The sequence below is a fragment of the Streptomyces sp. NPDC053560 genome, assembly GCF_044544605.1.
GTDB lineage: Bacteria > Actinomycetota > Actinomycetes > Streptomycetales > Streptomycetaceae > Streptomyces.
This window is the reverse complement of the sequence record NZ_JBITXI010000014.1, coordinates 242,996-268,528: the sequence shown is the minus strand read 5'-3', so window position 1 is coordinate 268,528 and position 25,533 is coordinate 242,996. Positions and strand designations below refer to the sequence as shown.

General features: G+C 72.6%; 22 protein-coding genes and 1 pseudogene. 8 read left to right on the top strand and 15 right to left on the bottom strand.

What is annotated here, in order from left to right; translation table 11 throughout:
* Window positions 1-63: 63 nt before the first annotated feature.
* Window positions 64-267 (bottom strand): annotated as a pseudogene (locus ACIGQF_RS31035) (alkaline phosphatase family protein); the annotation flags it as partial.
* Window positions 258-458 carry a hypothetical protein gene (locus tag ACIGQF_RS31030; RefSeq protein WP_399717187.1) on the bottom strand — a complete coding sequence of 67 codons (201 nt, stop codon included), beginning with the start codon at window positions 456-458 and terminating at the stop codon, window positions 258-260. The gene ACIGQF_RS31030 and the pseudogene ACIGQF_RS31035, both read right to left, overlap by 10 nt.
* A gap of 175 nt (window positions 459-633) precedes the next feature.
* On the opposite strand from ACIGQF_RS31030, the gene ACIGQF_RS31025 reads away from it, so the two are divergent.
* Window positions 634-1,455, top strand: coding sequence for an alpha/beta fold hydrolase (locus tag ACIGQF_RS31025; protein WP_399717064.1), 822 nt, complete (start codon window positions 634-636; stop codon window positions 1,453-1,455).
* Between the two features lie 231 nt (window positions 1,456-1,686).
* Here ACIGQF_RS31025 and ACIGQF_RS31020 read toward each other — a convergent pair whose 3' ends face one another.
* Both ACIGQF_RS31020 and ACIGQF_RS31015 read right to left on the bottom strand, forming a co-directional pair.
* Window positions 1,687-2,478 carry a VOC family protein gene (locus ACIGQF_RS31020; RefSeq protein WP_399717061.1) on the bottom strand — a complete coding sequence of 264 codons (792 nt, stop codon included), beginning with the start codon at window positions 2,476-2,478 and terminating at the stop codon, window positions 1,687-1,689.
* A 156-nt stretch (window positions 2,479-2,634) separates the two neighbouring features.
* Entirely contained in the window at window positions 2,635-3,495 is an 861-nt protein-coding gene (locus tag ACIGQF_RS31015) for a GNAT family N-acetyltransferase (RefSeq protein ID WP_399717058.1), read from the bottom strand.
* A 453-nt stretch (window positions 3,496-3,948) separates the two neighbouring features.
* Between ACIGQF_RS31015 and ACIGQF_RS31010 the strand changes: the two genes are divergently transcribed.
* Entirely contained in the window at window positions 3,949-5,562 is a 1,614-nt protein-coding gene (locus ACIGQF_RS31010; RefSeq protein WP_399717055.1) for an AMP-binding protein, read from the top strand.
* A 128-nt stretch (window positions 5,563-5,690) separates the two neighbouring features.
* Here the strand turns inward: ACIGQF_RS31010 and ACIGQF_RS31005 are convergent, their stop codons facing one another.
* Genes ACIGQF_RS31005 through ACIGQF_RS30990 form a run of 4 tightly spaced genes read right to left on the bottom strand, consistent with a single transcriptional unit; the run spans window position 5,691 to window position 9,275 of the window.
* Window positions 5,691-6,191: a lactate utilization protein C gene (locus tag ACIGQF_RS31005; RefSeq protein WP_399717052.1), complete on the bottom strand. Its 501-nt coding sequence runs from the start codon at window positions 6,189-6,191 to the stop codon at window positions 5,691-5,693.
* Complete coding sequence (locus ACIGQF_RS31000) at window positions 6,188-7,708, bottom strand: lactate utilization protein B (protein WP_399717050.1); 1,521 nt, start codon at window positions 7,706-7,708, stop codon at window positions 6,188-6,190. Before ACIGQF_RS31000 ends, ACIGQF_RS31005 begins: the two co-directional genes overlap by 4 nt.
* Window positions 7,705-8,466, bottom strand: coding sequence for a (Fe-S)-binding protein (locus ACIGQF_RS30995; protein ID WP_399717047.1), 762 nt, complete (start codon window positions 8,464-8,466; stop codon window positions 7,705-7,707). The genes ACIGQF_RS31000 and ACIGQF_RS30995 overlap by 4 nt, the downstream gene beginning before the upstream one ends.
* A gap of 29 nt (window positions 8,467-8,495) precedes the next feature.
* Window positions 8,496-9,275, bottom strand: a complete 780-nt coding sequence (locus ACIGQF_RS30990) for an IclR family transcriptional regulator (RefSeq protein WP_399717044.1) — start codon at window positions 9,273-9,275, stop codon at window positions 8,496-8,498.
* 113 nt (window positions 9,276-9,388) lie between these two features.
* On the opposite strand from ACIGQF_RS30990, the gene ACIGQF_RS30985 reads away from it, so the two are divergent.
* The 5 genes from ACIGQF_RS30985 (at window position 9,389) to larB (ending at window position 15,112) form a co-directional block, all read left to right on the top strand.
* The gene (locus ACIGQF_RS30985) at window positions 9,389-10,831 is read left to right on the top strand and encodes an MFS transporter (RefSeq protein ID WP_399717041.1); all 1,443 of its coding nucleotides are present in this window, start codon (window positions 9,389-9,391) and stop codon (window positions 10,829-10,831) included.
* A gap of 291 nt (window positions 10,832-11,122) precedes the next feature.
* Window positions 11,123-12,034 (top strand): YceI family protein, encoded by a 912-nt coding sequence (locus tag ACIGQF_RS30980; RefSeq protein WP_399717039.1) that lies wholly within the window; start codon window positions 11,123-11,125, stop codon window positions 12,032-12,034.
* 163 nt (window positions 12,035-12,197) lie between these two features.
* Window positions 12,198-13,496, top strand: coding sequence for a lactate racemase domain-containing protein (locus tag ACIGQF_RS30975; RefSeq protein ID WP_399717036.1), 1,299 nt, complete (start codon window positions 12,198-12,200; stop codon window positions 13,494-13,496).
* A 10-nt stretch (window positions 13,497-13,506) separates the two neighbouring features.
* Window positions 13,507-14,379, top strand: a complete 873-nt coding sequence (larE, locus tag ACIGQF_RS30970) for an ATP-dependent sacrificial sulfur transferase LarE (RefSeq protein ID WP_399717033.1) — start codon at window positions 13,507-13,509, stop codon at window positions 14,377-14,379.
* Window positions 14,372-15,112: a nickel pincer cofactor biosynthesis protein LarB gene (gene larB / locus ACIGQF_RS30965; RefSeq protein ID WP_399717030.1), complete on the top strand. Its 741-nt coding sequence runs from the start codon at window positions 14,372-14,374 to the stop codon at window positions 15,110-15,112. Before larE ends, larB begins: the two co-directional genes overlap by 8 nt.
* A 25-nt stretch (window positions 15,113-15,137) precedes the next feature.
* Here the strand turns inward: larB and larC are convergent, their stop codons facing one another.
* Together larC and ACIGQF_RS30955 are read right to left on the bottom strand one after the other, a co-directional pair.
* Window positions 15,138-16,370, bottom strand: a complete 1,233-nt coding sequence (gene larC / locus ACIGQF_RS30960; protein ID WP_399717028.1) for a nickel pincer cofactor biosynthesis protein LarC — start codon at window positions 16,368-16,370, stop codon at window positions 15,138-15,140.
* A 115-nt stretch (window positions 16,371-16,485) separates the two neighbouring features.
* Window positions 16,486-17,667, bottom strand: coding sequence for an isoaspartyl peptidase/L-asparaginase family protein (locus ACIGQF_RS30955; RefSeq protein WP_399717026.1), 1,182 nt, complete (start codon window positions 17,665-17,667; stop codon window positions 16,486-16,488).
* Window positions 17,668-17,901: 234 nt separating this feature from the next.
* Between ACIGQF_RS30955 and ACIGQF_RS30950 the strand changes: the two genes are divergently transcribed.
* On the top strand, window positions 17,902-19,857 hold the full coding sequence (locus ACIGQF_RS30950; protein ID WP_399717023.1) for a beta-N-acetylglucosaminidase domain-containing protein: 1,956 nt from the start codon (window positions 17,902-17,904) through the stop codon (window positions 19,855-19,857).
* Between the two features lie 43 nt (window positions 19,858-19,900).
* Here ACIGQF_RS30950 and ACIGQF_RS30945 read toward each other — a convergent pair whose 3' ends face one another.
* From ACIGQF_RS30945 to ACIGQF_RS30925, 5 genes are all read right to left on the bottom strand, one after another.
* Window positions 19,901-20,935, bottom strand: a complete 1,035-nt coding sequence (locus ACIGQF_RS30945; RefSeq protein WP_399717021.1) for an ABC transporter substrate-binding protein — start codon at window positions 20,933-20,935, stop codon at window positions 19,901-19,903.
* A gap of 25 nt (window positions 20,936-20,960) precedes the next feature.
* Window positions 20,961-21,839 carry an ABC transporter permease gene (locus ACIGQF_RS30940; protein ID WP_399717018.1) on the bottom strand — a complete coding sequence of 293 codons (879 nt, stop codon included), beginning with the start codon at window positions 21,837-21,839 and terminating at the stop codon, window positions 20,961-20,963.
* Window positions 21,784-22,629 (bottom strand): ABC transporter ATP-binding protein, encoded by an 846-nt coding sequence (locus ACIGQF_RS30935; protein ID WP_399717016.1) that lies wholly within the window; start codon window positions 22,627-22,629, stop codon window positions 21,784-21,786. Before ACIGQF_RS30935 ends, ACIGQF_RS30940 begins: the two co-directional genes overlap by 56 nt.
* A 139-nt stretch (window positions 22,630-22,768) precedes the next feature.
* Window positions 22,769-23,641 (bottom strand): MBL fold metallo-hydrolase, encoded by an 873-nt coding sequence (locus ACIGQF_RS30930; RefSeq protein WP_399717014.1) that lies wholly within the window; start codon window positions 23,639-23,641, stop codon window positions 22,769-22,771.
* A 228-nt stretch (window positions 23,642-23,869) separates the two neighbouring features.
* Complete coding sequence (locus ACIGQF_RS30925) at window positions 23,870-25,411, bottom strand: 3-hydroxyacyl-CoA dehydrogenase (RefSeq protein WP_399717012.1); 1,542 nt, start codon at window positions 25,409-25,411, stop codon at window positions 23,870-23,872.
* Window positions 25,412-25,533 lie beyond the last annotated feature (122 nt).

The following is a 25,533-nucleotide window of genomic DNA, read 5'->3' as shown; positions in this document are numbered from 1 at the left end:
TGGCGCCCGCGCCGGCGGCCAGTACGGCGGCGTCGGGGCCGAGGGGGAGTACCGGGGCCGTTACACGTGGTCGTACCAGCCGTCGGAGTCGTCGTACGCCACGACGATCGCGGTGTCCTTCCGCTGCGCGGACTTCTGGATGCGGTTGATCTCGTCGACGAGGAAGCGCTGTTCGCCGGTGGGGGAGGAGTTGCCGGCGTGCGCGTCCCGGTATGCGGGTGCCTTCACGAAGGAGACGGCCGGGAGCATGCGGGCCTTCAGCGCGGCGTGCAGCCGCAGCCGCCGGGGGAGACCTCGACGGTGGTGTGCCGCAGGCCGTCCGCCGCGGCGGCACCCCGGCCGCCCCGCGCGTCCGCCGGGGCCCGGCCGTCGGCCGTCCCGGACACGCCTCCGGCGAGCGCCCCCACGACCGCCGTGACCGTCACGACCGCCGCCGTCTTCGCGGACGCTCGCGCCATCAGAGCGCTCTCCTCCCGGCCTCGGCACCCTGCCGGTTCGTGTCATGCGCGCATCAGCAGTCAGTCAGCCAGAGATCTCTCCGCCGCCCCACTGCGCACCGGTGAATTTTCTTGCCCCTTGGCGGAAAGTTGGCCAGAGCAAGAGTTGCTGTGACGAGGAGAGAGAAGGCTTGCGATGACGGAGGCACCGGCCGGCGACCGCGCCCGGCTGAACGGCATCGACGTGCGCTACCACGCCGCCGGAGAGGGACCGGCAGTGGTGCTGGTGCACGGGCTGGGGGAGGACAGCGGGGCGTGGGAGCGGCAGCAGGCGGAGGTGGCCGGGCGGCGGACGTACGCGTACGACCTGCGAGGGCACGGCGGGAGCGGGCTGGGGGCCGCCGAGGGGAGCCTTGAGCAGCTGCGGGACGACCTGCTGGCCTTCCTGCGGGAGGTGACGGGCCCCGCGGTGTGCGTCGGGTTCTCGCTGGGCGGCGCGGTGGTGCTGGCCGCGGCGGCGACCGCGTCCGAGTTGGTCACGGGGGCCGTGGTCCTCGGTACGTCCACGGTGGTGGGGAAGGCTGCCGTGGAGTTCTACGAGGAGCGGATCGCGCTGGTGCGGGGCGGTGACCGGGAGCGGCTGGCGGCGGCGATGCGGGCGGACACCGTGGCCGCGCTGTACGGCACGGACGCGGACGCCGAGGCGGTGACCGTGCGGCGGATGGCGGCGATCGGGGACGGCGCGGGCTACGCCAACGCGGCCGCCGCGATGGCCGGGCTGCGGGAGCGTCCGCTCACCCCGGCACTCGCCGCCGTCGAGTGCCCCGTGGTGGTGGTCGGCGCCGCGCACGACACCTTCTGCCCGCGGCGGGCCGCCGACATCATGCTGGACGGTCTGAAGGCGGCGCCCTGCGACGTGACGTACGAGGAGATCCCGGCCGCCGGGCACCTGATGAACGTCGAGCAGCCGGCGGCGGTCACGGACCGGCTGACGGCCGCGTTGCGATCGATGGCGTAACGCGGCCGCCCCGGGGACCCGGACGACGACCGCGTGACGGACCCTGCCCCGGGGAGCCGGGCGCCCCCGTGACGGACCCTGCCCCGGGGAGCCGGACGACCGCGTAACGGCCCCTCCCCCGGGAACCGGACGACCGCGAAACAGCCGCTGCCCCGGGAGCCGGACGACGGCTCCCGGGGCAGGGCGGGAAAGGCACGCGAAGCCGGTGCGGGCGGCCGGACGGGGCGTCCGCTACGAGATCTTCGGCATGTCCCCCTTGGTCGTCTGCAGGTCGATCACGGAGAACCCGGCGCCCTGCTGGTCCGAGACCGCGGCGAAGCGGCCGAAGGGGGTGTCGTGCGGACCGAAGTGCACCTGGCCGCCGAGCCTGGTGATCTTCGCGATCGTGTCGTCGCAGTTCTCGACGGCGAAGTACGGGTTGATGTGCGACGGCAGATCGGCCGGGAAGTCGGTGGTCATCTTCATCCGGCCGAGGGTGGTGTCGCCGCCCAGGTCGTAGAGGGCGAAGTCGATGGCCTCGTCCTCCATCCGTTTCACGCCGTACGAGAAGAGGGCGGGGAAGAACGCGTCCGCCTTCTCCGCGTCGCGCGTGGTGATCTCGGCCCAGCAGTACGAGCCGGGCTCGCCCTGCTTCTCGAAGCCCAGGTGGGTGCCGGGCTGCCAGAGGCCGAAGATGACGCCGCCGGGGTCGGCGGCGATCGTCATGTGCCCGAACTCGTGGACGGCCATGGGGTCCACGACGACCCGGCCGCCCAGTTCACGGATCTTGTCCGTGCGGGCCTGGATGTCGGCGGAGGCGAAGAACAGGCACCACGCGGTCGGCCAGTCGTCCTGGCCGGGCATCTGGGGGGCGAGGCCGGCGACCGCCTTGCCGTCGGAGTACGCCTGCGTGTAATTGCCGAGCTCCGCCTTGCTCTCGCCGAACGTCCACCCCAGGACGTCGCCGTAGAACGCCTTCGCCGCCTCCAGGTCGGGGAACGAGGCGTCGAGCCAGATGGGAGTGCCCTCAGGTTGAACGGCCATGACGTGCCTTCTTCCGTCTTCCGCTGTGAGGTGCCTCGGAGAGTTCTGTTCGATTTGACACGCTATCGACTGATCTTGCGTTTCGCCTGGCGAAGTATTCGAACATATGGTCAATTCTCGCGGCGGGGGACAAGGGGGACGGGGCCCCGGGCGGCCTCAGCCCAGTTCGAGGCTGGTCACGCCGAAGACCCGGGACGCGGAGAAGTCGCGGACGGGCCCTGTGTACATACGGGCCGTGTCGAAGGACGGCGTGAGGCCGAGCGACTCGGCCAGCGCGACGGCCTCCGCGTTGGTCTCCGGGATGTCCACGGCGAAGGGCGCGCCGCCCAGGTCGGCGGTGAGCGCGTCGAGCAGTACCCGGGCGTCCTCGGCGGTGTCGGCGAAGAGCGGGCCGACGCGGTGGGCGTCGAGTCCCGGGCGGATCACGCCGTACCCGGTCACCCGGCCGTCCACCACGCGGGCGAGCGCGCGGTGGCCCTCGGCGGTGAGCCAGTGGCGCAGGAACTCCGGGCGGTCGGCGGGGTAGCAGGCGCTGTCGTACGCGAGCAGCGCGTCCAGCCCGGCGGCCTCGGCGGGGACGACGTCCGCGGGGGCCGGACGGCCGCCGGCGGGCACCGTGCCGCCGAACCGGCTGGTGCGGTAGGCCAGTTCGAAGCCGGAGCGGCGGTAGTTGTCCTGCTGGGCCGGTACGCCGTCCAGGCCGACGGTCCGCTCGCCGGCGTGAGCGAGTGCCGTCTTCCAGGTGGTGAGGCCATGGCCGTGGCCGCGCTGATCGGGCCGGACGAGGTAGAAGCCCAGGAAGGCGTAGTCCGGGCTGTAGTTGACGACCGAGATGGCGGAGACCGGTTCGCCGCCGATGCGGCCGATGAAGAACCCGTCGGGGTCCTGGGCGAAGAAGCAGGCGGCGTCGGAGAGGCCCGGGTTCCAGCCCTCGGCCGCCGCCCACTCGCTGACGACCTTCCAGTCCTCCGGCGTTGCTCGCGTGACGACGAGCTGGTCAGGGGCGTGCTGGGGCATCTCGGTGTCCTTTCCGGCGGGGGACGGGCCGATGCGGGACGGCCCGGCGGGCGGGAGCCATCCTTCCCGATCCGTACGCCGCTATCCAGCGGCTTCCGGGCGATCGACCCGGGTCGGGTGACGCCTGCGCGGTGGTCGGTTCCGGTCGCCGCGCGGTGGCTGACGTATGGCCGAATAACGCTGGAAGGGAAGGTCAAGTCAAGGAACGGCTAAGGAAAAGAAAGGAAAAGAGGCGGTCAAGTGCCTGGAACGGGTGGTTTGTGATGTGCGGGCGGGAGGGGTGGAGCGCTAGCATGGGAATTGGTTGTCTGGGGCAACCAATTCCCGGGGCGGGGGAGTTCACTTGTGCCGGGTGCGCCGCCATGCGCCGTGCCGGCCCTGGGCACCACCGACCAACGGAGTACCACCACCGGGGTGCGGGGACGAGCGCGCCCGGTGTCAGGAGGACGATTCATGCCTGCCGAGGCAGCCGCATCCCAGACCACCCCCACAACCCCCCACGACGACCACGGCAGTTCGCTGGAGGACGGGTTCCGCACGTACGTCGAGGACAACCTCGACGCACTGGCGGCCGACCCGGACCGGGAACTGCTCGTGCACGGCGACCGCCGGCTGACCGCCGGTCAGTTCTGTGACCTGGTACACCGTATGGCACACGCCATATCGGCGCAGGGCGTCGAGCGCGGCACCACCGTCACGCTGCTCAGCGGCAACCTCCCCGAGGCCATCGCCGCGCGCTACGCCGCCAACCTCGTCGGCTGCCGCGTCAACCACCTCTACAACAAGCTCTCCGCCGACGTGCAGGCCAACATCGTGCGCGACGTCGAGACCCGGGCGCTGATCGTCGACCCGCGGCTGGCCGACCGCGCCGCCGAGCTGACCGAGCGCGCGCCCGTGCCGACCGTCCTCACCCTCGGCGAGGCCAAGCGGGAGGTCGGCCGGGACGTGCTGGCGCTCGCCGCCGAGCAGACCGCCGAGCCGTACGAGAGCACCGCGCGGCCGGACGACATCTGCAACATCCGGCACACCGGCGGTACCACCGGCCACCCCAAGGGCATCGTCACCACCTTCCGGCAGCTCAACCGCATGCGCCGGATGATGCCCGAGCAGGCCGAGCAGGGCTACACGCCCAAGCAGCTGGTGTGCACCACCATCGCGCACGCCGCCGGCATGCTCGCCGACGTGATGTTCCTCAGCGGCGGCACCGTCGTCCTGCACGACGACTTCGACCCGGCCGAGGCGCTCGCCACCATCGAGCGCGAGAACATCACCCATCTCTTCCTGCTCCCGCCGCTGGTCTACCAGCTGATGGACCACCCGGACTCCGAGCGCCGCGACCTCTCCAGCCTGCGCGCCCTCACCTACGGCGGCTGCCAGTCCTCGCCCGCCCGCATCGCGGACGCGGTCCGCCGCTTCGGCAAGGTCCTCGTGCAGTTCTACGGCCAGAACGAGGCCGGCGGCATCAGCGTGCTGCCCGCCGAGGAGCACGACCCGGAGAACCTGGAGCGGCTGCGCTCGGCCGGCAAGATCCTTCCGGGCGTCGAGGTGGCCATCCGCGACACCGACGGCAAGGACCTGCCGGCGGGCGAGCTGGGCGAGATCTGCGTCCGCTCGGCCGGCACCATGACCGGCTACTGGAAGCAGCCCGAGCTGACCGCCGAGGTGCTCAAGGACGGCTGGCTGCACACCGGTGACGTGGGCTTCGTCGACGCCGACAACTACATCACCGTCGTCGACCGGATCAAGGACATGATCGTGGTGGTCGGCGGCCACGTGTACACCACCGAGCTGGAGGACCTGCTCAACTCGCACCCGAAGGTGCTGCAGAGCGCCGTCTTCGGCGTCCGCGACGCGGACCGCATGGAGCAGGTGCACGCGGCGGTCGTGGCCGCGCCGGACAGCGGCCTGGAGGCCGAGGAGCTGCGCGCTTCGGTGCGCGAGGCGCGCGGCGCGATGTACGAGCCGGCGAGCATCACCTTCGTCGACGCGCTGCCGCTGACGGACGCGGGCAAGCCCGACAAGAAGCTGCTGCGGCAGCAGGCCGAGGCCGCGCGCGACGCCGGCTGACCGGCACGGACCTGCCGGGCCGGCCGCATCGTAGCTCCCGTACGCGTACCTGCCCGTACGGGAGCGCCGGAGGCCGCCCCGGCAGACCCTGACGACGCCGCTGACGGGCCGTCACGAACCGGGGCCCGTCACGCGTCCGGATAAACCGCCACCCGCACCGCGCGCGGCCCGTGCATGCCCTGGATCATCGCCGACTCGATGTCGCCCGAGCGGCTGGGCCCGGTGACCAGCTGCAGGCCGGACGGCATGGGGTCGAGCCGGCCGAGCGCCGCGATCAGTGCCGCGTAGTCGGCGTGCAGCCGGGAGAGCGGTACGACCGCGAGATGGACGCCCGGCAGTACCGCCGTGCCGCGCGGGCGGCCGGGCGCGGGGCCGAGCGCCAGGGTGCCGGTGTCCGCCGCGGCCCCGAGCACGCCGGTCACCCCGACCTCGGCGTCCCACGGGTCCCGCGGCCGCTCCCCGGCGACCTGCAGACCCGTCAGGTCCGGATGGTCGTCGACGAGCACGGGGCGGTCGCCCGCCCACTCCCGGACCACCGCCAGCGCCTCGCCGTGCGAGGCGGTCAGCTCCGCCCGGCCGCCGGCCTCAGCCAGCCGGTCGCGGAACAGCTCCGCCAGCTCCTGGTTCATCCCTGCCTCCCGTCGTCCCGCCGGTTCTCCTCGTACCGCCGGAACCAGCGCCGGAAGGCGCCCGCCTCCCGCAGCGGCGGCAGGGCGCGGCCCTCGGCCCAGGCGCGGCCGGGCCCGGGCAGCCGGGCCACCAGCCGGTCGGGGAGCAGCCGGCCGGCCAGCCGGGCCGCCGCCATCGTGACGCGGAAACCGGCCCCCGTACGCCAGGCCAGTGCCCAGGCCCGCCAGCCCGCGCGGGCCGTCCGGCCGGCGGACCGTTCGCTCTCGTGCCGCGCGCGGAGGTCCACCAGCAGGTCGGGAATGGGGATCTTGACCGGGCAGGCGTCGTAGCAGGCGCCGCAGAGCGAGGAGAGGAACGGCAGGTCGGAGTCGGTACCGGGGGCGCCGATCAGCGGGCTGAGCACGGCGCCGATCGGGCCGCCGTACACCGCGCTGTACGGGTGTCCGCCGCCCACCGTCCGGTACACCGGACAGGAGATCTGGCAGTTGCCGCAGCGGATGCAGGCGAGCACCTCTTCCTGCGGCGTGCCGAGCGCTTTCGTACGGCCGTTGTCGAGGATGACCAGGTGCATCTGCTCGGGGCCGTCGGTCTCGCCTTCACGGCGCGGTCCGTTGACCAGGGTCTGGTAGACGGAGACGCGCTGCTTGGTGGCCGCGTCGCAGAGCAGGGGGATGAGGACGCCGAGGTCGGCGAAGCGCGGGATGACCTTCTCGACGGTCATCACGGCCACGTGGACGCGCGGCTGGGAGGTCACCATGTCGGCGTTGCCCTCGTTGGTGACGAGGGCGAGGGTGCCGGTGTCGGCGGCGGCGAAGTTGACGCCGGTGATGCCCATGCCCGCGGCCTTGAAGTCGGCGCGCAGCCGGGTACGGGCGAAGGACGCGAGGTCCTCCGGCTCTCCTGACACCTCGTCACCGGCGAGCTGCCCGAAGAGATCCGCCACGTCCTGCCGGGACTTGTGCAGCGCGGGCCCGACGATGTGGCTGGGCCGCTCGTCGGCCAGCTGGACGATGTACTCGCCCAGGTCCGTCTCGACCACCTCGATGCCGTCCGCGGTGAGGTGGGCGTTGAGGTGAATCTCCTCGGTGGCCATCGACTTGGACTTCACCGCGAGGCGGACGCCGTTCTCGCGGGCGATCCGTCCGATGACGGCGCGGGCCTCGGCGGGTGTGCCGGCCCGGTGCACCACGCCGCCGTTCCGCTCGACGCTCCCGGTCAGCTGCTGGAGGTACTTCTCCAGGTCGGTGAGGGTCTCGCGGCGGATGGCGGCGCCCTGCTCGCGGAGCCGGGCCACCTCGGGGGTCCACGTGCCGACGTGCCGTTCCTCGTTCAGGGCGGCGAGGCGGTCGTGGGTGGGGCGGGCGGTGCGGACGGTCAGCGCGTCCCGGGTGATCAGCGGCAGCGGGCGCCGGTGCGGAGGGATGTCGCCGGCCGCCCACTCGGGGCGGTCGGGGTGGATGCGCTCGCGGCCGGCGAGGGCGGAGGACCGCTGCTCGGTCGTGCGCTGTTCGGTCATGCGGGCACCTCCGCCGGGACGAGCGCGTCGCGCACCAGCTCCGCGAGGTGCCGGGTACGGACCGGCGGCCCGGCCTTCCGCGCCCGGCCGCCCAGGTGCAGCAGGCAGCCGGGGTCGGCCGAGACCAGCCAGTCGGTGCCCTCGGCAGCCGCGGAGCGGAGCTTGGTGTCGGCCATCGCCACCGACACCTCGGGGAACTTCGCGGCGAAGGTCCCGCCGAAGCCGCAGCAGGTGTCGCAGCCCGCCATCTCCCTGACCTCCAACCCCTCAATCCTGCCCAGCAGTTGGCGTGGCGTGCGGCGCTCGCCGAGCGTGCGCGTCAGGTGGCAGGAGTCGTGGTATGTGACCGAGCCGGGCAGCCGGAACCGCAGCTCCGTGCCGTACGCCATCACGAACTGGCTGAACTCATAGGTCCGTTCGACGAGCGCGCGCTGCTCCGGGGTGGGGGAGCGGAGCCGGCCGAGGTGGTGGTGGAGGTGGGCGGCGCAGGATCCGGAGGGGGTGACCACCGCGTCGTACGGTGCGAAGATCCGCAGCCAGCGGTCGAGCAGTGAGCCCGCCTCCGTGGGGTGCCCGGAGTTCAGCGCGGGCTGGCCGCAGCAGGTCTGGCCGCGCGGCAGCTCCACCGCGACGCCCATCGCCGCCAGCACCTCCACCGTGGCGCGGGCCGGGCCGCCCGCCGCCAGGTCGCCCATGCACGAGGTGAACAGCGCGACGCGCTCGGGGCGGGACCGGGCGCCCGTGTCCGCTTCCTTCATACGACTCCTCCATTTCCGTACCGTCGAGCTCAGGCCATCACCGACTCCACCCGCCGCGCCGTGTCCCGTACCGCGTCCGTCAGCGCGAGCACCTCGTCGCGGCCGATGATGAAGGTGACGGTGGAGACGCTGACCGCGCCGACCGTGCGGCCGTCCGGGGTGTGGACGGGCGCGGCGAGGCAGCGCACGTTGGGTTCGTTCTCCTCGTCGTCCAGGGCGTAGCCGCGCTCCCGTACGCCGGCCAGTTCGGCGGAGAGCGCGTCGAGGGTGGTGAGCGTGCGGTCCGTACGCCGCTCCAGGCCGGTGCGGTCCACCAGCTCCGCCAGTGCCGCCGCGTCGAGCCCGGCGAGTATGCACTTGCCGATGGCGGTGGAGTGCAGGGGCTGCTGCATGCCGACCCGGGAGAGGAAGGCGAACGGCTGCACGCCCTCGACCTTGTGGGTGTAGACGATGCGGTCGCCGCTGCGCAGGCCCACGTGGATGGTCTGGCCGATCCGGTCCTGCAGCTCGACCAGGACCGCCTCGACGGTGGTGTGCCGGTGGCCGCGGGCGACCGCCGCGCCGACACCGCTGGCGGTCGGGCCGATGCCGTACCGCCCGCCGGGGTGCGCCACCGCCCAGCCCTCGGCGACCAGCGTGCCCAGCAGGCGGTGGGCCGTGGGCTTGGAAACGGCGGCGCCGGCGGCCAGGTCGGCGAGGCGCAGGGGCTCCTGCGCATGGCAGAGCGTCTCGATGAGCCGCAGCACTTTGCGGGGGCCCGCACCGTCATTGGGCCTGCCGGAATACGTCTGTGCAGAACTCGTTGACACGTCTTCGAGGCTAGGGCTAGCTTCCCCCGATATTCCACCCCCCTGAACGCCGTTTCGCCTGGCAGAACGGGGCGGAACGGCCTGGACCATTCGTGCCGACGTCAGGAGAATCCGTGCCGACTCAGGCGGAGATACGGCAGCTGTCCGACCGGGCAGCGCAGCACGTCCTCAGCAAACAAGGCACCGATACGGGGCGGCGCACCGGCTGGCTCATGATCTCGACGATCCTGATCGAAGCCTGGGACCTGTACGCGATCTCGTTCCTGCTGCTGTTCGTCAAGAACGACCTGCACCCCAGCGCCGCGATGCTCGGACTCGCCTCAGGTGCCGTGCAGTTGGGGGCGCTCATCGGCGCTCTGGGCGGGGGCTGGGTCGCCGACCGGATCGGCCGGCGCAAGGTCTTCATCATCACGATGGCGCTCTTCGTGGTGCTCGCGCTGAGCCAGTCCTTCGTGACCAGCATGTGGCAGCTGGTCGCGGTCCGGTTCCTGCTCGGCATCCCGCTGGGCAGCGACATCTCCACCGGCTACGCGTACATCATGGAGACCATGCCCAAGGGCAAGCGGGAGGTTATGGGCAACCGCTGGCAGGGCATGTTCGGGCTCGGCGAGATCGCCGCCATCGCGGTGATCACCGTGATGTACCTCAGCGGCATGGACCACGGCCTGCTGTGGCGGATCGGTCTCGGCCTCGGCGCGCTGCCGGCCCTCGCGCTGCTCATCGGGCGGCTGGATGTGCCGGACACCGCCCTGTGGCTGGTGCAGCGCGGCAAGTTCAAGAAGGCCAAGGCCGTCGCGAAGGAGATGTTCAACGACGACCTGGACATGCTGCCGGACGAGGACTTCGTCATGGAGCGGCCGCGCACCCGCGACTTCCTGAAGAGCATCTGGCAGGACCCGGTGCGCCGCAAGGCCAGTGTGTTCGCGTGGATCTCCAACGCGATGCAAGGCGCCGAGTTCGCCGCCTTCGCCTTCTACCTGCCGGTCATCCTCGTCCTCACCGGCGTCTCCGGTATCGGCGCGACCAACTTCGTCACCGGCGCGATCTACATCATCGCGACCGTGGCGGGCTTCGTCGCGCCGCAGGTCACCCCGAGGATCGGCCATCGCGGAGTGGCCCGCGTGGGCTACGGCATGGCGTTCGTCTCGCTGCTGCTGGCCGCGCTCTTCCTGCACCTGGAGTGGCACGTACTGGTGCCGCTGGCCGCCGCGGGCCTGATGTGGGGCCACTACTGGGACGCGTCCAACGGCATGACGATCGCCTCGATGGTCGCGCCGAGCCGGTACAAGGCCACCGCCTCCGGCTTCGGCTACCTCTTCGTCAAGCTCGCCTCGTTCGTGTCGATCTTCTTCTTCCCGATCCTCTTCACCGAACTGGGCGTGCCGCTGGCGACCGTGATCGTCTCGCTGCTCTCGCTGACCGGGTACCTCGCGGCCACCTACATCCTCCCCGAGGTCTACGGCTATGTGGAGCAGGAGGAGGGCGCCGGACCGGACGCCGTCCCACCGCAGCCCGGTACCGCGGCACTTCGCGACTCCGGCGAGCCGGCCGCGTAAAGAAACGGTGTACGAGGAGTGAACGTTCCGGTCCGGCGCTCAGTGTGCTGATCAACAGCGGTGTCGCGAGCGCCGGACGCCGGGAATTCATTGGGTGAATCGCTTCCGCCGCTCGGCAGTTCATGCCGATCCGCCCGAAAATGAGCAGGCCAGTGGCCCGGGGTGGGTGAGCGGCAGAAGGCGGCGCATGAAATCGTGGGCACAGGGACGGTCTTGGTCACCGTCACCCCCCTCTCCCACGGCCCCGACACAGGGGCCTTGTTGACATGCACCGCGTAGAAAGGTGATGGCATGCCCATCGCACTGCTCCGGAGGAAGCGGGCCGCCCGAGGCCCGCGCGGAGCCGGCCTCCTGCACCCCGTCCCCCCGGGTGCGGGTGCCTTCAACTGTGAGGTGCTCGACCCGCTCGGGGAGCCCCTGCCCCAGGCCGAGGTCACCGTCACCTCGGCGCACGGCGGGCAGGTCGTGGCGAAGCTGACGACCGACCCGTACGGTCTGTTCTTCCTGACGCTGCCCGTCGGCCGGTACAGCGTCCTGGTCTCCGCCGACGGACTGCAGCCGAACCGGCAGACGATCGACATCAGGGAGGGCGAGACCCTGCCGCTGCCCACGATCCGGCTGGAGTCCTCGGCGCCGCTCGAGCTGCCCCAGCCCGGTACGTGGCTGTTCGACCCGCCGCACACCGCGATCCGGTTCATCGCCAAGCACGTCGGCATGGCCAACGTGCACGGCCGGTTCACCCGCTTCCAGGGCGGCATCCGGGTGGCCCCCGACATGGCCGACTCGCGCATCGAGGTACGCATCGAGGCGGCGAGCATCAACACCGGCAACAACACCCGGGACGGCCACCTGCGCTCGGCGGACTTCCTGGACGTCGAGAACTACCCGTACCTGCACTTCGCCTCCACCCGCTTCATCCACAAGGGCGGCCAGAAGTGGGTCGTGCAGGGCGTCCTGGAGATGCACGGTGTCAGCCGCACCGTCAACCTGGACACCACCTACCTCGGCGCCGTCAACGGCGGCTACGGCGAGGAACTGCGCTGCGCCGCCCTGGCCAAGACCGAGCTGCACCGCGAGGACTACACCCTCAACTGGCGCAACATGCTCGCCCGCGGCATCGCCGTCGTCGGCCCGACGGTCAAACTGGAACTCGACCTCCAGGCCATGTACCGCAGCCCGGACACGCCTACGCCGCCGGACTAGGCGGGGCAGTCCCCTGTGGCGCAGGCCGCCTCCGCACGTGTGGGGGCGGCCTGCGCGCTCGTGGAGAGGCCTGCGTGCTTCGTACGGGTGACGGCTTTCGTGCACACCGGAGAGTTGTCCACAGCCCCTTGCGGCCGGCGGCGGGCTCGGAGATCGTTTCGGCATGACGGAGAACGCGGAGCCGAAGGACGCGGCGGAGGCCGGGGTCGCACGGGTCGGAGGGGCCGGGACGGTGCTCGACGACGCGCAGGTCACCGAGTTCGTTGCCGGGGCGCTCGGCGGGGCGGAGCTGGACGGGCGGAGTGTCTGCGTCGTGGTGCCCGACGGGACGCGGAGTTGTCCGCTGCCGTTGCTGCTGTCCGCCGTGCACGGCGCGCTCGCCGGGCGGGTGAGCCGGCTGACCGTGCTGATCGCGCTCGGCACCCACGCCGCCATGGACGAAGCCCGGCTGGCCGAGCATCTCGGCTACCCGGAGGGCGGGCTCGCCGCGCGCTATCCGGGCATGACCGTACGGAACCACGAGTGGTGGGACCCCGACACCTTCGTCTCGCTCGGCACGATCTCCGCCGACCGGGTCGGCGAGCTGTCCGGCGGGCTGCTGCACCACGCCGTCGACGTCCGCCTGAACCGCGCAGTCGTCGACCACGACGTCACCCTCGTACTCGGCCCCGTCTTCCCGCACGAGGTCGTCGGCTTCTCCGGTGGCAACAAGTACTTCTTCCCCGGCGTCGCGGGCGCCGACATCATCGACCTCTCGCACTGGCTGGGCGCCCTGATCAGCAGCGTGGAGATCATCGGCACCCGCGGCATCACGCCCGTACGCGCGCTCATCGACGAGGCCGCGGCCCTCATCCCCGGACGCCGCCTCGCCCTCTGCGCCGTCGCGCAGTCGGGGACGGACGCGCTGCACTGCCTCGCGTACGGCACACCGGAGGCTGCCTGGGCCGCGGCGGCCGAGGTCTCCGCCGAGACGCACATCCGGTACCTGGACGCGCCCGTGCAGCGCGTCCTGTCGGTCATGCCGGAGAAGTACGAGGACATCTGGACCGCCGCCAAGGGCTTCTACAAGCTGGAGCCGGTGGTCGCGGACGGCGGCGAGGTCATCCTCTACGCGCCGCACATCACGCAGCTCTCCGCCATGCACCCGGAGATCGGCGACATCGGCTACCACTGCCGGGACTACTTCACCAAGCAGTGGGACCGCTTCAAGGACCTGCACTGGGGCGTGCTGGCCCACTCCACGCACCTGCGCGGCGCAGGGACGTACGACGCCGAGACCGGCGAGGAACACTGCCGGGTCACCGTCACGCTCGCCACCGGCATCCCCGAGGACGTCGTCCGCGCCGCGAACCTGAACCACCTCGACCCGGCGGAGATCGACCCCGCGGCCTTCGCCGCCGACCCGGAGACCCTGGTCGTGCCGCACGCGGGCGAGATCCTCCACCGGCTGCGCACGAAATGAGGAGCGGTACATGACCTTGCCTCAGCTCCCGGAGCTCACCGGCGCGGACGCCGAGGCGGCCGACGCGGTCGCCGCGCTGCTGCGCGACGCCGCCCCGCTCGGCGTCGCCTTCTCCGGCGGCGTCGACTCCTCGCTGCTGCTGGCGCTCGCCGTACGGGCGCTCGGCGCCGAGCGGGTCGTCGCGGTCCTCGGCGTCTCGCCCAGCCTCGCCGCGGACGAGCGCGCCGGGGCCCACCGGGTGGCCGCCCACATCGGCGCGCGGGTCGTCGAAGTCGCCACGTACGAAGGGGAGTCGGCGGCCTACCGCGCCAACGGGCCGGACCGCTGCTTCCACTGCAAGGACGAGCTGTTCACCAGGATCTCGGACGAGGTCGCCGCCGAGCACGGGCTCGCGGCGGTCGCGTACGGGGAGAACGCCGACGACGCCCGCCGCCCGGACCGGCCCGGCAGCCGCGCCGCCACCGAGCACCGGGTGCTGCGGCCGCTCGCCGAAGCGGGCCTGGACAAGGCCGCCGTACGCCGCCTCGCCCGCGCGCTCCGGCTGCCCTGCGCCGACAAGCCCGCCGCGCCCTGCCTGGCCTCCCGCATCCCGCACTTCGAAGAGGTCTCGCCCGCCAAGCTCGGGCAGATAGAGCGGGCCGAGAAGGCGCTGCGGGGGCTGGGGTTCAGCGACTGCCGGGTGCGGCACCACGGGGAGGTGGCGCGCGTCGAGCTGCCGGTCGCGGAGATCGCCCGGGCCGCCTCCGACGAGCTGCGCGAGGCGGTACTGAGCGCCGTGCAGGCGGCCGGCTTCCGCATGGTGGCGATCGATCTGGCCGGCATCCAGTCCGGCGCGTTCACCCTGCCGCTGGTCGGCGTGACGGGAGGCGGCCGCAATGTCTGAGCACGCGCCGGGTCCCGAGGCGGCGATGAGCGGTGCGACGAGCCTCGCCGGGCTCGCCGAGCTGGATCATGACCGGGCCGCGCGGCGCGGCTACCCGGAGGCGGTCTACTGCGAGGGCAAGACGACGGCTCAGGTGGCCGCCATCGCGGCCGCGATACGCGAACGGTACGCCGATACCGGGCACCTGGGCCCCGACATACCGGTCACCCTCTTCACCCGGGCCGACGACGGACACGCCAAGGCGGTGCTCGCCGAACTCCCCGACGCGCGCCATGACACGGAAGCCCGGCTGCTCGCCTGGCCGCCGGCGCCGCCGACCGCGACCGGCGGCAAGGTGACCGTGGTCTGCGCCGGCACCTCCGACCTCCCGGTGGCCCGGGAAGCGCTGCTCACCGCCGCGTACCTCGGCCGGGAGACCGCGTTCGTGGCGGACGTGGGCGTCGCCGGGCTGCACCGGGTCCTCGGCAGGCTCGACCTGCTGCGTTCCGCACGGGCCGTGGTCGTGGTCGCGGGCATGGACGGCGCGCTGCCCAGCGTGGTGGCCGGGCTGGTCGCGGCGCCGGTCGTCGCCGTGCCGACCTCCGTCGGGTACGGCGCCGCCTTCGGCGGCCTCGCCCCGCTGCTGGCCATGCTCAACGCCTGCGCCCCGGGCGTCGCCGTGGTCAACATCGACAACGGCTACGGCGCGGGTCACCTGGCAGCCCAGATCGCGGCACCGTTTCCCGCGGCGTAGACCGGCCGCCGAAAGGCGGGGCTTCCTAGGAGGCCCCGCCGGGCAGTGCGGCGCCCGGGATCAGGCCGGCTGTTACTGCTGCCGCGATCGCGGCGTCCAGGAGGGTGCTCGTGGGGAGGCCGCGGTCGGCGGCCAGGGCGGCCACATCGTCGAATTCGGGGGTGGCCCGGACGATCACGCCGCCGCGGTGCGCGACCTTGACCGGCAGCTCGGCGCCGTCCGCCACGGTGACCCGTACCCATGTGCGCTGCAGCGCGGTCTTCCGTACGGCCGACTCGCGCACCCCGATGGTGCTGGTCTCACGGAAGATCAGGTCGCGCAGGGCGTCCGCCCGCTGCCGCGGGGCCAGTACCCGCAGCGTGTGCGCCGGGCGGCCCTTCTTCATGAGGATCGGCACCAGCCAGGCGTCCGAGGCGCCGGCCGCCAGCAGCGAGGCGAGGACGCCGGGCCACAGGCGCGGGTCCAGGTCGTCGACGTTGGCCTCCAGGACGGCGGCGGACGTCTCCTCGTCCGCGCCGGACGCGGCGGCCGCGGGGGAGCCGATCACCACGCGTACCACGTTCGGGCGGCCCGGGGTGTCCCGCGTGCCCGCGCCCACCCCGGTCGCCTCGGCCCGCAGCCGCGGCAGTTCGCCGCACTCCGTGGCCAGCGCGGTCACCAGCGCCATGCCGGTCGGTGTGGCCAGCTCGCCGGCGCCGCCGCCCACCACCTCCCAGCCCGCTGCCAGTTCGAGCACGGCGGGCACCGGTACCGGCAGGTCGCCGTGGGCCGTGCGGACCCGGCCGGAGCCCAGGGCGGCCGGGCTCGCGGTGATCCCGTCGATGGCCAGTTCGTGCAGCGCGGCACAGACCCCGACCACGTCCGCTATCGAGTCCCAGGCGCCGACCTCGTGGAAGTGCACCTCCTCGACCGGTACGCCGTGCACGCGGGCCTCCGCCGTCGCGAGCCGTCCGAAGACCGCCAGCGCACGGTCGCCGACCCGGCCCGGCAGTCCGGCCTCCTCGATCCGGCCCCTGATGGCGCGCCAGGTCCGGTGCGGATGGTCCTCGGCCAGCGGTTCGATGCCGACCTTGGTGGCGCGCAGCCCGGCGCGGGTGACGGCCGACCGGGTCAGCCGTACGGCGCCGGGGATCACCGCGTCGACCGCGTGCTGCACGGCCTCCGGCGTGGCCCCGGCGTCGATGAGCGCGCCGAGCAGCATGTCCCCGGCGACGCCGGAGGTGACATCGAGCCAGGCGTCGCGGTGCGGCGCGGTCATGCGGTGGTCTCCCGGCGGCCGGACGGACGGAAGTGCGGCGTGTCGGACATGCCGTTGATCCTATGGACCTCACACGCGCCGTGCGACCAGGTCTTTCCTGCCGTACCCGGACGGATCAGGTGTTCGGTGGGGTCTCGTCCGGGAAGATCTTCGTCACGATCGTGCCGTCCTCGGTGAGGTAGGCGTGCAGCATGCCCTCGCTGCTGTGCGGCGCGTCGAAGGTGCCCCTGCCGTCCAGTGCGATCACCCCGCCGTCGCCCCCGAGCTTCGGCAGCCGCTTCACCAGCACTTCGTACGCCGCCGCTGCCACGTCCTTGCCGCCGAACTCCATGAGGCTGGAGATCGTCGCGGTCGCGGCGCCGCGGAGGAAGATCTCGCCGTCACCGGTGGCGCTGGCCGCGACGGTGCCGTTTTTGGCGTACGTACCGGCGCCGACCACGGGGGAGTCGCCGATCCGCCCGGACATCTTGTTGGTGAGGCCGCCGGTGGAGGTGGCGGCGGCCAGGTTCCGCCTGCCGTCCCGCGCGACCGCCCCAACGGTGCCCTTCGCCTGTTCGTCCGCGAGGGCCGCCGAGGAGCGGGTGCCGGCGCCGGAACGGTCCTCGCCGGCCTTCTTCTTGGCCGCCATCAGCGCGTCCCAGCGGGCCTGCGTCCAGTAGTAGTCCTGGGTCACCGTCGCCAGGCCGTTGCGGGCCGCGAAGTCGTCGGCGCCCTCGCCCGCCAGCAGCACGTGCGGGGACTTCTCCATGACCAGGCGGGCGGCGGAGACCGGGTTGCGGACGTGGCGTACCCCGGCGACCGCGCCCGCCGCCAGGTCCGAGCCGCGCATGATGGAGGCGTCCAGTTCGTGCCCGGCGTCCGCGGTGAAGACGGCGCCCTTGCCCGCGTTGAACAGCGGATCGTCCTCCAGCGACCGGACCGCGGCCTCGACCGCCGAGACGCTGTCGCCGCCCCGGTCCAGCACCTGCTTGCCCGCCCGTACCGCGTCCGCGAGGCCGTCCCGGTAGGCCTTCTCCCGCTCGGGCGAGGTCTCGTCGCGCTGCAGTGCGGTGCCGGCGCCGCCGTGCACCGCGAGCACCACGTGCCGGGCGTCCGGCCGTGCCTTGCCCTGCGGTGCCCCGGCCGCCGCGAGGCGCCCGGCGGCGGGCCCGGCCGAGGCGCCGCCGTCCCCGCGCCCGCCGCCCGCGGTCCCGTACGGCACGGTGGTCAGCAGCCCGGCGGCCACCGCGGCGGCGGCCAGTACCGGCAGGGTCCAGGAGCGGGTCATGAGCTTGCCGGTACGTGGACGGGTACGCATGCGTCCTCCTCGCCGTTCGGTGGCTCGACCGTGGAGCGGATGCACCGTACATGCGGATGTGGCGCATGTGCACCAGGACGAAACGGGCGCAGAAAAGTCCAAGTCCCGACCGGCGAGGCGGCATTGACGCCCGTTCCCGCATGTCGGAGGCTTGCGGACGGTTCCAGGCACCGGCTCCGCTTCCCTTCATGGGCCGGCCGCGCACCCGCAGTCCGCCACACCTCCGGAGGCCACGTGACCGTCTTCGCCAGATCGCTCACCGGCTCGCTCGCCGTGCTGCTCGCCGCCGCCACGCTCGGTGCCGCGCCACCGGGCGGCGCAGTACCGGAAGCCGGCCATGAACCGCCGCTCCCGGTGATCTCGCCGACCCCGCAGCACATGACCCGGGTCTCGGCCGACGTCCGGCTCGGCGGCCGCGTCAACGTCGTCGTCGGGAGGGACGCCGACGCGGCGGCGCGCAAGCTGCTCCTCAAGACGCTCCGTGCGCACGGCGTGCGTGACATCGATGTCAGCACCCGTGCCGACCGCCATGCCGCCCTCACCGTACTGCTCGGCCCCGCCACTCGCCCGGACGTCGCTGCGGCGCTGCGCGGCACGGACGTACCGGACCACGCCGAGGGGTACGCGCTGCGCGTCGCCGACCACCGGTCACGGCAGGCCACCGTCGCGCTCGGCGGCACCGACGCCGCCGGCCAGTACTACGCCGTGCAGACCCTGCGCGGCCTGATCGCCGGGGGCCGGATCGCCGGCGCCTCGGTCTCCGACTTCCCGTCCATGCCGCTGCGCGGCTCCATCGAGGGCTTCTACGGCTCCCCGTGGACCCACGAAGAGCGCCTGGACCAGATGGACTTCCTCGGCGAAGTCAAGTCCAACACCTACGTCTACGCGCCCAAGGACGACCCGTACCACCGCGAGAAGTGGCGCGATCCCTATCCCGCCGACAAGCTCGACGAGCTGGGCGCCCTGGTGCGGCGCGCGACCGCCCACCACGTCCGCTTCACCTTCGCCGTCTCGCCCGGCAACTCCATCTGCTACTCCGACCCCGCCGACGTCAAGGCGCTCATCGCCAAGCTGGAGTCGTTGTACGGCCTCGGCGTCCGCTCCTTCTCCGTGCCGCTGGACGACATCAGCTACACGAAGTGGAACTGCGCGGGGGACGAGAAGAAGTTCGGCGCGCCGGGCCGCGAACCCGCCGCCGAGGCCCAGGTCGGCCTGCTCAACGAGGTCCAGCGCGCCTTCATCGCCACCCACGAAGGCACCAACCCGCTCCAGATGGTGCCGACAGAGTACGGCGACCTGACCGACACCGCGTACAAGCAGAAGCTTCGCTCGACGCTCGATAAGGACATCGAGGTGATGTGGACCGGTACCGAGGTGGTGCCGTCGGAGATCACCAACGACCAGGCCGCCAAGGCCGCCGAGCTGTTCGGCCGCAAGGTCTTCGTCTGGGACAACTACCCGGTCAACGACTTCGACAAGACCGCCGGCCGGCTGCTGCTCGCCCCGTACGACAAACGCGAGGCCGGCCTCTCCGACCACCTCAGCGGCATCGTCTCCAACCCGATGAACCAGGAGGCGGCCAGCAAGCTCGCCGTCTTCACCATCGCCGACTTCGCCTGGAACGACCGCGGTTACGACGTGAAGCGCTCGGCCCGGCAGTCCGCGCTGCACCTCGCGGGCGGCGACCCGGGGACCGCCGACGCCGTACAGACCTTCGTCGACCTCAACCACCTCGCGCCCGGCTCCACGCCGACGCCGTGGCAGCCGCAGGCCCCGGTGCTCAGCGCCCGGCTGGCGGCGTTCTGGAAGGCGTACGACAGCGACCCGAAGGCGGCGGTGGCGAAGCTGCGCCCGACGGTCGACGGCATCGCCCGCGCGCCGCGGGTGATCCGCTCCGGGGTGCCCGACGAGCTGTTCCTGCACGACGCCGACCGCTGGCTGGACGCCACCGCGCTGTGGGGCTCGGCGATGCGGCACGGCCTCGCCGCGCTGACCGCCGTGCAGGACGGCGACACGGCGGGGGCCGCGAAGGAACGTGCCGCCATGGACGCCGACGCCAGCGCCGCCGGAAAGATCACCTCCGACCCTGAGGAGACCCGCCCGCACGGCGCGGTCAAGATCGGTGACCCGTTCATCGGCGACTTCCTCGCCAAGGTGCGCGAGCTGCAGGACGCCGCGGCGCAGGACTGACCGGAGACCGGGGTGTTCTCGTACGAGAACACCCCGGACCGCCCTACTTCACGTACTCGTTCGTGTAGGTCTTCTTCAGGTCCACGTCCGCCTTCGCGATCTCCGGCGTGAAGGCGGAGAGCACCTTGTGCACCGCCGCCGCGCCGTCGGCCTGGATCCGGCCGTCCTTGGCGTACGCGTCCTTCGCCTGCGCGATGGCCTTCTCGTAGACCGCCGGGTCGTCACCGGCGTACTGGCGCGGCATCTTCGCCGCGATCTCCTTGGCCGAGTGCGTGTCGATGTACTTCAGGGCCTTCAGGACCGCCTTCGCCAGCTTGCGTGCCTGGTCGGGATGGTCCTCCAGCCAGTCGCGGTCGGAGTAGAGGACGGCGGCGGGGTAGGTGGAGACCCCGAAGTCCTCCTGGACGCCCTTCTCGGTGCGCGTGTCGGTGAGCAGCTTCACCTCCTTCGCGCCCACCCGCTTCTGGAGCTGGGAGACCGCCGGGTCGAGCATGACGGCCGCGTCCACCCGGCCCTGCTCCATCGCCGCGACCGCCGTGGAGTCGCCCCCGATGCCCTGCACGCTCGCCGCGTCGGCCTTCATGCCGTGGTCGGTGAGCAGCTTCTTGAGGAAGAAGTCGGTGGACGAACCGGGCGCGGTCACACCGACCTTCGCGCCCTTGAGGTCGTCGACCGAGTCGATCTTCTTGCTCGCCTTGGGCGAGACGGCCAGCACCAGCGAGGGGTAGCGCAGCATGTTGACGAACGAGACCACGTCCCGGTGCTTGGCCTGCATCTGGATCGTGTGGTCGTAGTAGCCGCTCACCACGTCCACACTGCCGCCCTGCATCGCCTGCAGCGCCTTCGAACCGCCCTGCAGGTCCTCCAGCCGTACCTGGACGCCCGCCTCCTTGTAGTAGCCCAGCTGCTGCGCGAGCGTGGTGGGCAGGTAGACCAGCAGCGGCTGGCCGCCGACGCCGATGCGGACCGCGTCGCCCCCGCCGCCGGACGAGCAGCCGGAGACGGCGGCGAGCGTGGCGAGGCAGGCCGCCGCGGCCACGGCGCTGCGCAGGGGGCGACGGGCGGGATGGTGCGCCATGAACTCTCCTGGGGAAGGGGACGGGTCAGGCGTGGCCGCGCTCGCGGGCCGGCTGCCAGCGCAGCAGACGGCGTTCGACGCGGTTGACGAGGAGGTCGATGACGACGACCACGGCGGAGAGCACGACCATCCCGGCGAACACCCCGGTCGTGTCGAACGTCCCCTCCGCCTGCGCGATCAGGTAGCCCATGCCTTCGGACGCGCCGAGGTACTCGCCGACCACCGCGCCGACGATCGCGAAGCCGACGCTGGTGTGCAGGCTGGAGAAGATCCACGACATGGCGCTGGGCAGCAGCACGTGCCGGATCAGCTGGCTCTCCTTCGCGCCCAGCATCCGGGCGTTGTCGACCAGCACCCGGTCCACTTCCCGTACGCCCTGGTAGGTGTTGAAGAAGACGATGAAGAAGACCAGCGTCACACCGAAGGCGACCTTCGACCAGATGCCGAGGCCGAACCAGAGCAGGAAGATCGGTGCCAGGACGACCCGCGGCAGCGCGTTGAGCACCTTGATGTACGGGTCGAGGACGGCGGCCAGGGTGCGGGCGCGGGCCAGCAGGAAGCCGATGCCCAGGCCCAGTACGCCGCCGATGACCAGCGCGAGCGCCGCCTCCAGCAGGGTGGTGAGCAGGTGCCCGTAGATCTCGCCGCTGCCCAGCCACTTGCCGATACGGCCGGCCACGGCGGCGGGGGAGCTGAAGAAGAACGGGTCGACGACGCCGGTACGGGCGCCCACCTCCCAGCCCGCGACGAGCACGACGGCCAGGCCGAGCTGGGCCGCGAGCACGGCGGGCCGGGACGGGCCGCTCCGGCGGCGGCGCGGGGGCCCGGCGGGCCGTGGCGGTGCGGTGTCAGCCGGCGTTTTGGACAGCTCCGGCGCCCGCGGTCCCGTGGGAAGCGCGCTCATAGGTCCTCATCACCTCGTTCCTCAAGTCCGCCCAGATCGCGCCGTACAGCTCGGTGAAGCGCGGCGTGGTCCTGATGTCGAGCAGGTCGCGCGGCCGGGGCAGGTCGACCGGGTACCGGCCGACGACGCCGCTGCCGGGGCCCGCGGACAGCAGCACCACCTCGTCCGACAGCGACACCGCCTCCTCCAGGTCATGGGTGACGAAGAGGACCGTCTTGCCGCTGTCGGTCCACAGCGCCAGCAGCTCGTTCTCCATGACCTGCCGGGTCTGCACGTCCAGCGCGCCGAACGGCTCGTCCATCAGCAGGATGTCCGGGTCGCCGATCCAGGTCTGGGCGACGGCGGTGCGCTTGCGCATGCCGCCGGAGAGCTGGTGCGGGTAGGCGTTCTCGAAGCCGGCCAGGCCCACGCGCCGGACCCACTCGTGGGCCCGCGCCAGGCGTTCGGTCTTGTCCACGCCGGACAGTTCGAGGCCGAACGCCACGTTCTGCACGACGGTCTTCCAGGGCAGCAGGGCGTCCTGCTGGAACATGTAACCGGCCCTGCGGTTCAGGCCGTGCAGCGGTTCGCCGCCGACGCGGACCTGCCCGGCGGACGGCTCGCGCAGCCCGGCCACCGCGTTGAGCACCGTGGACTTGCCGCACCCCGTGGGCCCGACCACCGAGACGAACCGCCCCGGCGCCACCGTCAGATCCACCTCCCGTACGGCCGTGTAATCGCCCTCGGCACCCTGGTACGTCATCGTGACGCCGCGCAGCTCGACGGCCGCGCTGTCGTCCCCGACAGCCATCGGCACCCTCCGTTCAGCGGGACCTGAAGATCACTCGCCGGTCATGATTGGTCACCGCACCGTGATCGCGCAACGGTCCCGCACGACGAAATCGGCCAGGACGGCTCACGAGGGGGAGGGGTCGCGGGCGCGGCCGGTGTCACCAGCGCATCGCGGTGAAGTCGACCGGCCGAGGCGTCAGTCGCCGCGTGCGCGCCGCCAGGCCCCGCAGCCGCTCCGCCATCCGGTCCGCCGGCAGGTGCTTGCGGTCGCCGTGGCCGGGCAGCAGCCACTCGAAGCGCAGCTGCCCCGCGGTACGTGCCAGGGAGGCGGCCAGCTCCTCGATGGAGTACCAGGTGACGCTCTCCGCCACCTCGACGTCGCCCGTCGTGCGGGACCAGTAGAAGCTGTCCCCGCTGAAGCAGTACCGCTCGTCGGCGACGTACAGCACGCTGCCCCGCGTGTGGCCGGGGAGCGGGTGCGCGACCAGCCCCGGGCCGATCTCCACGCGCTCCGTGCCGCGCAGCACCCGGTCGGCGTCGGGCGCCGCGTCCAGGTCGCCCTCGTGGATCCAGAGCCGGGCGCCGAAGTGGTCCGCGTACTGGCGGCCGTGCGCCGCGTGGTCCCGGTGGGTGAGCAGGACGTCGGTGACCGTGCCGAGCGCCGCGTACTTCGCGGCGAGCACCTCGCTCCAGCGTGGGGTGTCCACCAGCACGAGGGTTCCCGCCGGGCGGCGTACCAGGTAGGAGTTGGCGCCGGCGGTCTGCCGGGAGTTGTGGCCGCAGAGCGAGACGGCCGCGTCCAGGGCCAGCGGGAAGGGGTCGAGCGCGGGGTCGAGGCGCCCGGAGGCGGGGCGGACGGAGCGGGTCGGGCAGGCGAAGGCGGCGGCGTGGACCGCCCGGTCCTCCGCCGCGTCGCGCGGCTGGCGTACCACCTCGGACCGCCGCCCCACCCGGTCGATCAGGCCGGGCGCGAGCTGCCTGGCGACGTCGCAGTCGGTGCAACGGTCGTCCACGTACCAGTCGTTGTCCATGGCGTCAGTACAACGGCGGGGCAGGGAAAGAGGAACCCGGTGCGGGTCTTGTCCTTGCTGGTCAGGTGCTCTCTGCGGGACATTGGCGCGAGTTGAATGACGAGCGCATGACAAGTGGGCCGGGCGACGGCCGCCACGGCGTGCGCGGCCGCGGCGCACCGGGAGTCAGGGCATGATCAGCGGTACGCCGCGGCCGGGTCGGAGGCAGGCACCGGGCCTGCGGCAGGCTCAGCCGGCCTGCGGGAACGGGCTGTTGCCCGGGTCGGTGAGGGACATCCCCAGCTGGGCGCGCTCGGTGAGCCAGCGGGTGGGGCGGTACCGCGGATCGCCCGTCGTGCGGTGCAGCGACTGCTGGAGCGCGAGCAGGCGGGGAGCCCCGATGGTGTCGCCCCAGGCCAGGGGCCCGTGCGGATAGCCCAGGCCGGTGCTGACGGCGAGGTCGATGTCGGCCGGTGTCGCGAGGCCGCGCTCCGCGATGGACGCCGCGACCGACACGATCGAGGCGAGCAGCCGCTGCGCCACGGAGCCCGCGGCGTCCCGTACGACGGTCACCGCGTACGGCTCCGCCTCGCCGCCCGCCGCCGCGAGGGCCGCACGGGCGTCGGCCGCCACCTCCGGGTCGGTGGCCGGCGTGGCCGCCAGCACCCGGCGGCGGGTGGCGAGGGACAGCGGGTCGACGCCCAGGGTGCGGGCCGGGGGCAGGTCCAGCCCCGCCACCGCTTCGGCGACCGTCGTGCCCCAGGTGGCGACCAGGACCAGCGAGTCGTCGCCCGGGCGCTCGGCCTCGTCGAGCACCGCGCCGGACGCGGCGAGCGCCGAGCGCAGCGCCTCCGTACCGGGGCCCGTGCCGGCCACCCGTACGGGCCGCTTGGCGTCGCCGGTGACGGGCGGTTCGGGGACGGCGGCCGGCGCCGGGTCCTCGGGGCCGTACGCGTACCAGCCGCGGCCCGTCTTGCGGCCGTGCAGCCCTGCGGTCACCCGGTTGGGGGTGAGGAAGGACGGGCGGAGCCGGTCGGAGTGGCGGAAGCCGTGCCAGATCGTGTCGATGACCGCGGCGGTCACGTCGAGCCCGGTGAGGTCCATCAGCTCGAACGGGCCCATCTTCAGGCCCAGCACGTCACGGGCGACCCGGTCGATGCCGGGCACGTCGGCGACGTTCTCCTCCAGCAGCGCCAGCGCCTCGGTGGCCAGGCCGCGCCCGGCGTGGTTGACGAGGAACCCGGGGGTGTCGGCGACCACCACGGCACGGTGGCCGGTGCCGGTCACCAGCCCGGTGAGCAGCTCCGGGATCTCCGGCCGGGTCGCCGCGCCCGGCACCACCTCCACGATCCGCATCAGCGGTACCGGGTTGAAGAAGTGCAGGCCCGCCAGGCGCGACGGGTCGGCCAGCGTGGCGCCGATCGCGGTGACCGACAGGGAGGAGGTGTTGGTCGCGAAGACCGTGGACGCGGGGAGCGCCTCGGCCAGCTTGCCGAAGACCTCGGCCTTGGTGTCCAGGTCCTCCCGGGCCGCCTCGATGACCAGCTCCACATCATCGCCTGGCGCCCAGGGGGAGTCCAGCGGCACGATGCGGGCGAGCGTGTCCGCCGCTTCCCCTGCCGTGATCCGTCCCCTGGCGGCGGCCCGGTCGAGCATGCCCCGCACGAAGTCCACGGCCGCGCCGACCGCCTCCGTACGGATGTCGGCCAGTTCGACGGTGTGCCCTGCGGTGGCGGCCCACTGGGCGATGCCGCGGCCCATGACGCCGGCGCCGACGATCCTGATTCGCACGTCAGATACTCCCTCGGTTCCTTGGCAGGGCCCCTCCCTCTCCCCACGAGGAAAGTCCCGATCCCCACGAGGAGAGTCCCGTGATCGAGACCCCCTCCCCCGCCTCCACCACTCTGCTCGTG

Bases quoted from the DNA above. Each gene is read 5' to 3' on its own strand.
- ACIGQF_RS31030 (WP_399717187.1), bottom strand. From the start codon at position 458: ATGGCGCGAGCGTCCGCGAAGACGGCGGCGGTCGTGACGGTCACGGCG.
- ACIGQF_RS31025 (WP_399717064.1), top strand. From the start codon at position 634: ATGACGGAGGCACCGGCCGGCGACCGCGCCCGGCTGAACGGCATCGAC.
- ACIGQF_RS31020 (WP_399717061.1), bottom strand. From the start codon at position 2,478: ATGGCCGTTCAACCTGAGGGCACTCCCATCTGGCTCGACGCCTCGTTC.
- ACIGQF_RS31015 (WP_399717058.1), bottom strand. From the start codon at position 3,495: ATGCCCCAGCACGCCCCTGACCAGCTCGTCGTCACGCGAGCAACGCCG.
- ACIGQF_RS31010 (WP_399717055.1), top strand. From the start codon at position 3,949: ATGCCTGCCGAGGCAGCCGCATCCCAGACCACCCCCACAACCCCCCAC.
- ACIGQF_RS31005 (WP_399717052.1), bottom strand. From the start codon at position 6,191: ATGAACCAGGAGCTGGCGGAGCTGTTCCGCGACCGGCTGGCTGAGGCC.
- ACIGQF_RS31000 (WP_399717050.1), bottom strand. From the start codon at position 7,708: ATGACCGAACAGCGCACGACCGAGCAGCGGTCCTCCGCCCTCGCCGGC.
- ACIGQF_RS30995 (WP_399717047.1), bottom strand. From the start codon at position 8,466: ATGAAGGAAGCGGACACGGGCGCCCGGTCCCGCCCCGAGCGCGTCGCG.
- ACIGQF_RS30980 (WP_399717039.1), top strand. From the start codon at position 11,123: ATGCCCATCGCACTGCTCCGGAGGAAGCGGGCCGCCCGAGGCCCGCGC.
- ACIGQF_RS30975 (WP_399717036.1), top strand. From the start codon at position 12,198: ATGACGGAGAACGCGGAGCCGAAGGACGCGGCGGAGGCCGGGGTCGCA.
- larE (WP_399717033.1), top strand. From the start codon at position 13,507: ATGACCTTGCCTCAGCTCCCGGAGCTCACCGGCGCGGACGCCGAGGCG.
- larB (WP_399717030.1), top strand. From the start codon at position 14,372: ATGTCTGAGCACGCGCCGGGTCCCGAGGCGGCGATGAGCGGTGCGACG.
- larC (WP_399717028.1), bottom strand. From the start codon at position 16,370: ATGACCGCGCCGCACCGCGACGCCTGGCTCGATGTCACCTCCGGCGTC.
- ACIGQF_RS30955 (WP_399717026.1), bottom strand. From the start codon at position 17,667: ATGCGTACCCGTCCACGTACCGGCAAGCTCATGACCCGCTCCTGGACC.
- ACIGQF_RS30945 (WP_399717021.1), bottom strand. From the start codon at position 20,935: ATGGCGCACCATCCCGCCCGTCGCCCCCTGCGCAGCGCCGTGGCCGCG.
- ACIGQF_RS30940 (WP_399717018.1), bottom strand. From the start codon at position 21,839: ATGAGCGCGCTTCCCACGGGACCGCGGGCGCCGGAGCTGTCCAAAACG.
- ACIGQF_RS30935 (WP_399717016.1), bottom strand. From the start codon at position 22,629: ATGGCTGTCGGGGACGACAGCGCGGCCGTCGAGCTGCGCGGCGTCACG.
- ACIGQF_RS30930 (WP_399717014.1), bottom strand. From the start codon at position 23,641: ATGGACAACGACTGGTACGTGGACGACCGTTGCACCGACTGCGACGTC.